The organism is Micromonospora inaquosa, from assembly GCF_003857055.1.
GTDB lineage: Bacteria > Actinomycetota > Actinomycetes > Mycobacteriales > Micromonosporaceae > Micromonospora > Micromonospora inaquosa.
In genome coordinates this window covers 1-5,420 of sequence record NZ_QGSZ01000058.1, presented here as the reverse complement: position 1 = coordinate 5,420, position 5,420 = coordinate 1, and the positions used below count along the sequence as shown (strand labels likewise).

The following is a 5,420-nucleotide window of genomic DNA, read 5'->3' as shown; positions in this document are numbered from 1 at the left end:
CCTCTTCGCCACCGAGGCCGAGCAGATCGTCGACTCCGTCCAGGATGTCGGTGATCACGTTGCCGTCCGGCTGCGGGCTCGCGGTGGGCGTCGGCGTGGCCGCGCTGCGGGTGGGCGACGGGGTGACCGCCCGGGGCGGGGTGGGGCAGCCGGTGGCGGCCGGCTGGTTCGACGCGGCCTGCACCGCTCGGGGCTGGCCCGCCAGACCGACGGCGGCCAGGCCGAGGACCACGAGCGCGACGGCGAGGGCTCGCGGGTCAGCGGAACGTCCCGGCCACTCGGGCGGCGCACCCTCGTCGGACGCCGCCAGCCGATCGGCCCGCTCGACGCCGCCCTGCGCGGCGTCGCCCTGGCCAACCCCAGCCGGCTCGACACCGCCTCGCTCGACGCCGGCCTGCTCGACGTCGTCGCGATCAACTCCGCCCTGACCAACCTCGGCCAGGCCGACACCGCCCAGACCGTCGTCGACCTGCTCGACCTCGGCCGGTGTCGGGGTGGATGCTGCGGGGCGGATCGGCGTCCAGGCGAAGGCGAGGGCGCTGCCGACGATGCCGAGCAGCAGACCGACGAAGAAGCCGCCGAGGTTGAGCCCGATCAGCGAGTACACCGCGGTGACCGCCGCGACGACCGAGTAGAACAGCCGCTGCGCCGGGGTGAGCCAGAGCAACAGGCCGCAGGTCACCAGGATGGTCGGGATCAGCAGCGAGAGCAGGCCGGTCGCGCCACTGTGGAAGCTGAGGCCGTTGAGGGTCATCCGGGTGGAGGCGAACATCTCCAGTCCGGCCAGGGTGATGAGCAGTCCGCCCCAGAACGGCCGGCTGCGCTGCCAGCGGCGGAAGTGACGCCACGCCTGAGCCGGACCACCGGGCCGGGCGTGCGACGGGTTCGCGGTTGTCACGTACTCCTCCTGGCCGAGCGGGAACGGGGAAGATGGGCCCGGTCCGCGGCGCTGACCACCGCGGGCCGGGGCTCACCTCAGAAACACTCCTTGCCCTTGGCGTCGTCACCCACGTTGACCTTGAGTCGGAGGCCGACCAGGTTGAACGTGGCCGCCGTGGTGTAGCGGGACACCTGTTGCAGGTTGGTGATGGTGACGTGGTCGGAGTTCTGGCCGAACGAGCCCGCCTGCGCGGTCGGGTTCAGGTCGGTGGCGTCCCGACCGATCTTGATGTTGGTGAAGGTCGCGTTGCCGTTCAACGAGTCCATCGCGATCAGCAGGTCCTTGGCCCGGGCGGGTTCCTTGCCCTCGCCGGCGTTGATGGTGAGCACCACCGGCAGGCCCGGCAGGTCGGCGCGGACGGACTGGCAGAGGCTGTACAACTCGGCACTGTTGATCTCGGAAAGCGCGATCGGGTGGACCTGGCCGGGCTTCCCGTCCTTGCCCTTCTCGCGGACGATGCCGCCGTACTGCTTGAAGCCGTCGCCCTCGAGGCGGTCGGCGCCGATCTTGAACGTCTGCCCGGAGACCGTGATGTCGGACGCGATCGCGCCGGTCGACATTCCGAAGAGGATGGCGCCGGCGGCCGCCGTGGCGGGCACCATCATGGCGGCGAAACGCCGCCACCGGGTACGACCCTGACTTTCAAACCGATCCTGCACGGGTTTCCTCCTCGGATCGATGCGCGGGATTGCCGGTTCCGACCGGGCGGCCCACACGGGAGGCCGCGGCCTGTTACCGGCTGGTAACCATCGGGCTTGATGGTGCACCCGTGCGGCACACGTCACAACCCCCCTCGCTTACCGGGCGGTAACAGTCGGATGACCTGACGGAGACGCGGCATCACAGATCGTCATGGTGCTCGCCGTTGCGATCCCCTGAAATGACCGCAAGGCTGGCATAACGCGGTAGAGAGGCGGCGCAGAGTGGCCCCGCATCGACTAATCACAATCGAGTAACAGATGTAATTACCCAGGTCGCACGAGTTGCCATTGCCAGCGGAGTGGACCACCCGGCGGTCGAGCCCGACTAGCTCTCCGCGAGCCAGTCCGTCAGGAGGCGGTGGTCGATCGCGTCGACCCTTCCGAGCGGACGACCCGAGGCCGCCCGCTCCCGCAGCTCCGCCCGGGTGAACCAGCGCGCCTCCAACAGCTCCTCGCCGTCGACGCGTACCTCGTCGGAGGTGGCGGTGGCCCGGAAGCCCACCATCAGGCCGGCGGGGAACGGCCACGCCTGCGACCCCTGGTAGGTCACGTCGGTGACGGTCACGCCCGCCTCCTCGGCCATCTCCCGCCGGACCGCGTCCTCCAGGCTCTCGCCGACCTCGACGAAGCCGGCCAGCGTCGAGTACGCGTCCTCAGCCGCACCCGCGTGCCGGGCCAGCAGACAGCGCCCCGGCCGACCCGGAGCCTCGACCAACACGATGATCGCCGGCTCGATCCGGGGGAACAGCAGTCGCCCGCACTCCGCGCCGGTGCAGGTCCGCAGATGCCCGCCACCGTCGGTGACGGCCGGCGCGCCGCACGTCCCGCAGAATCGCTGCTGCCGGTGCCAGTGCAGCAAGCCCCTGGCGTACGCCTGGACGGCCGCGTGGCCGGGTTCGAGCCGCCCGACCAGCGCCCGCACGTCGACGGAGCGCACCGCGCCGACCATCTCGACGGCGGACCGCTCGGGCAGCGCGGAGAGGTCCGCGGCGAACACGGCGACCTCCCCGTCGAGCCCCAGGAAGACGGTCTCGCGGGCGGCGGATCGGACCAGCGCCGCGCGCTCCGCGCTGAGCCGAACCGGCCCGTGGCCGTCGACGAGGCAGCGGTCCCGCCACATCGGCAGCAGCACGGTGCTCGACTCGGCGAACAGCGCGCTCAACCGCACTGGATCGGTGCGCAACGGGCCCGCCCGGTCCAACCAACCGCCCCCGTACGCCAACACCCGCTCCGCAGTGCCCACCGGGCCACCGTGCCACGTCGTCGGTCCGCCGTCGGCACCGCCCCCGGATCGTGCGAAACGCCGCACGACACGCGGTAGCAGCGTCGGGTGGCCGCAGCCCACGTGGACCGCCGGGCATTCGTTACCGTAGGTGCCTCCGGGAGGGAGGACCTCCTGCGGCACCCTGGCGATCGAGGTTGCAGTGACGCTGTACGGCGAAAACAGTCCACCCGCCGACGACCGGCCCACCGTGCAGGTCACCGCGGTGACCTGGCCGGACGCTGGGCCTGAGCCGGTCACGGCAGCCGCTCCTGAGGAGCCGGACGGCAACGGCCCGCGCCGTCCGCGCCGGGTGCGGATGCTGCTCGCCGCCGGCATCACCGGTGGCGTCCTCGCCACCGTGGCGGGTGCCGGCGCCTGGGCGTACGCCGGTGACGTTCCCCGTGGCACCAGCGTGCTCGGCACCGAGCTGGGCGGCCGCAGTCGCGCGGACGCCGACCGGGAGTTGCGGGCGGAGTTGGACCGGCGGGCGGCAACGCTGGCCACACCGCTGAAGGTCACCGTCGACGGGCGCACCGCCGACATCAACCCGGCCGACGTGGGGCTGGCCGTCGACGTGCCGGCGACCGTCGCGGCAGCGGCTGAGGCCGACGCGCACCCGGTCAGCCGGCTGGTCGGCTCCCGCACCGTCGAGCCGGTGGTGACCGTCGACGTGAGCCGGTTGGACGACGCGCTGCGCAAGGTGCTCGGCGACCAGGCCCAGGGGATGACGATGCCGGCGATCACCTATCTGGGCACCAAGCCGAAGGTCGTGCAGCCCAAGCCCGGGCTGGCACTGAATCCGCAGCGTTCCGCCGAGGTGGTCCGCGCCGGTTGGTTGGCCGGCGCCCCGATCACCGTGCCCCTGGTGGAAACCCACCCGGCCACCACCCCGGAGGAGTTGGATCGACTGGTCAGCGAGCTGGCAAAGCCGGCGGTCGCCGCACCGGTCACCCTGCGCACCAGCAAGGGCTCGCTGACGGTCCCGCCCGCCGCCATCGCGAAGAGCCTGCGGTTCAGCGCCGACAAGACCGGCAAGCTGACACCCGCGGTGGACGTCAAGCGGCTGCGGGCGGCGCTCGGCGACAAGCTGGCCGCCATCGAGGTGCCGCCGAAGGACGCCACTATGAAAATTTCCGGTGGCCGGCCCACCGCCACCGAAGGGCGATCCGGGCAGCAGTTGGACGCCGCAGCCCTCAGTCGGGACCTGCTGGCCGTGCTACCGAAGGCGGATGGCCGCGAGGTGATCGGCGAGTTGAAGCCGACGCCGCCGCAGCTGACCGCGGAAAAGCTCGCCGGCTTGGGCATCAAGGAGCGGGTGTCCACCTTCACCACCCGGTTCACCGGGGGCATGGCCTCGTCGCGCAGTCAGAACATCGCGACCATCGCCAGGAAGGTGGACGGCACTGTCGTGCTGCCCGGAAAGACGTTCTCGCTCAACGGTCACACCGGCGAACGCGGTTACGCCCAGGGCTATCGGGACGCACCTGTCATCCTCGACGGCAAGCTGGTGCCGGGCGTCGGCGGCGGCACCTCGCAGTTCACCACCACGCTTTTCAACGCGACCTACTACGCCGGCCTGGAGGACGTCGAGCACAAGCCGCACTCGTACTGGTTCGACCGGTACCCGGCGGTCATCGAGTCGACCATCTTCTGGCCGAACCTGGACTTCAAGTTCCGCAACAACACCGAGTACGGCGTGCTCATCGACACGTCGTACACGTCCAGCACGATCACCGTGTCGATCTGGAGCACGAAGATCTACGACAGTGTGAAGACGGAGTACGGCCCACGCCGCAACGTCACGACGCCGAAGCAGATCCACCTGACTCCCGGCCCCTCGTGCATCGAGACCAACGGCATCAACGGCTTCACCCAGGACGCCTTCCGGGTCATGAAGAAGGGCGGCGTGGTGGTCAAGCGGGAGAAGTTCACCTGGCGCTACGACGCGGAGCCCCGCTACGTCTGCGGGCCGAAACCCTGAGGTCTCACCTGCGCTGAGCCCAGCGCCGCTCTGGCCTCAGCCCTGCTCGGGGCTCAGCCCTGCTCTGCGGTCAGGTCGGCTCTTGGGCTCAGCAGTGCTCTGCGGTCAGCTCGACGGCGTTAACGCCGTGCCATTGCGGCGGAGCCGGGACGGGCGAGCCCCAGAGGATCCGCAGGGCCTCCGTCACGCAGCCGGCGAACACCAGAAGTATCAGGACGTCGTCCACCAGTAGATTCGGGCCGCGGGCGGCAGGCCCAGGACCGTGCGGTCGGCAGGCCCAGGACGACGCCCGGACGGCCCGGATCTCGTTGATCGACTCGGTTTCAGTGAAAGCGGGTCATCAAGTGACCCGGGACAGCACGGTTTTCGTGTACTCGTGCCGGCCGATCAGTTCGGGGGACGCAGAAAAGGCCACCCCGATTGGGGTGGCCTTTTCTGGAAGATTGTCCGGCGGCGTCCTACTCTCCCACACCCTCACGAGTGCAGTACCATCGGCGCTGGAGGGCTTAGCTTCCGGGTTCGGAATGTAACCGG

5 protein-coding genes and 1 rRNA gene are annotated in these 5,420 nt (G+C 70.4%); 1 reads left to right on the top strand and 5 read right to left on the bottom strand.

All coding sequences use genetic code 11. From position 1 onward, the window contains the following. The 3 genes from DLJ59_RS00725 to nudC form a co-directional block, all read right to left on the bottom strand. A partial coding sequence (locus DLJ59_RS00725) for a DUF6114 domain-containing protein (protein ID WP_244235767.1) occupies nt 1-898 on the bottom strand: 898 nt, incomplete at its 3' end. Nucleotides 899-975: 77 nt separating this feature from the next. Beyond that, nucleotides 976-1,599: a DUF6230 family protein gene (locus DLJ59_RS00720; protein ID WP_124770594.1), complete on the bottom strand. Its 624-nt coding sequence runs from the start codon at nt 1,597-1,599 to the stop codon at nt 976-978. A 367-nt stretch (nt 1,600-1,966) separates the two neighbouring features. Further along, the gene (gene nudC, locus DLJ59_RS00715; RefSeq protein ID WP_124770593.1) at nt 1,967-2,884 is read right to left on the bottom strand and encodes an NAD(+) diphosphatase; all 918 of its coding nucleotides are present in this window, start codon (nt 2,882-2,884) and stop codon (nt 1,967-1,969) included. Between the two features lie 181 nt (nt 2,885-3,065). Here nudC and DLJ59_RS00710 point away from each other — a divergent pair, with 181 nt between their 5' ends. After that, nucleotides 3,066-4,886: a VanW family protein gene (locus DLJ59_RS00710; protein WP_124770592.1), complete on the top strand. Its 1,821-nt coding sequence runs from the start codon at nt 3,066-3,068 to the stop codon at nt 4,884-4,886. Nucleotides 4,887-4,974: 88 nt separating this feature from the next. Here DLJ59_RS00710 and DLJ59_RS36155 read toward each other — a convergent pair whose 3' ends face one another. Both DLJ59_RS36155 and rrf read right to left on the bottom strand, forming a co-directional pair. Further along, a complete protein-coding gene (locus DLJ59_RS36155; RefSeq protein WP_158630757.1) occupies nt 4,975-5,112 on the bottom strand; it encodes a hypothetical protein in 138 nt (45 codons plus the stop codon). A gap of 219 nt (nt 5,113-5,331) precedes the next feature. Further along, nucleotides 5,332-5,420 (bottom strand): 5S ribosomal RNA (gene rrf, locus DLJ59_RS00705); the annotation flags it as partial.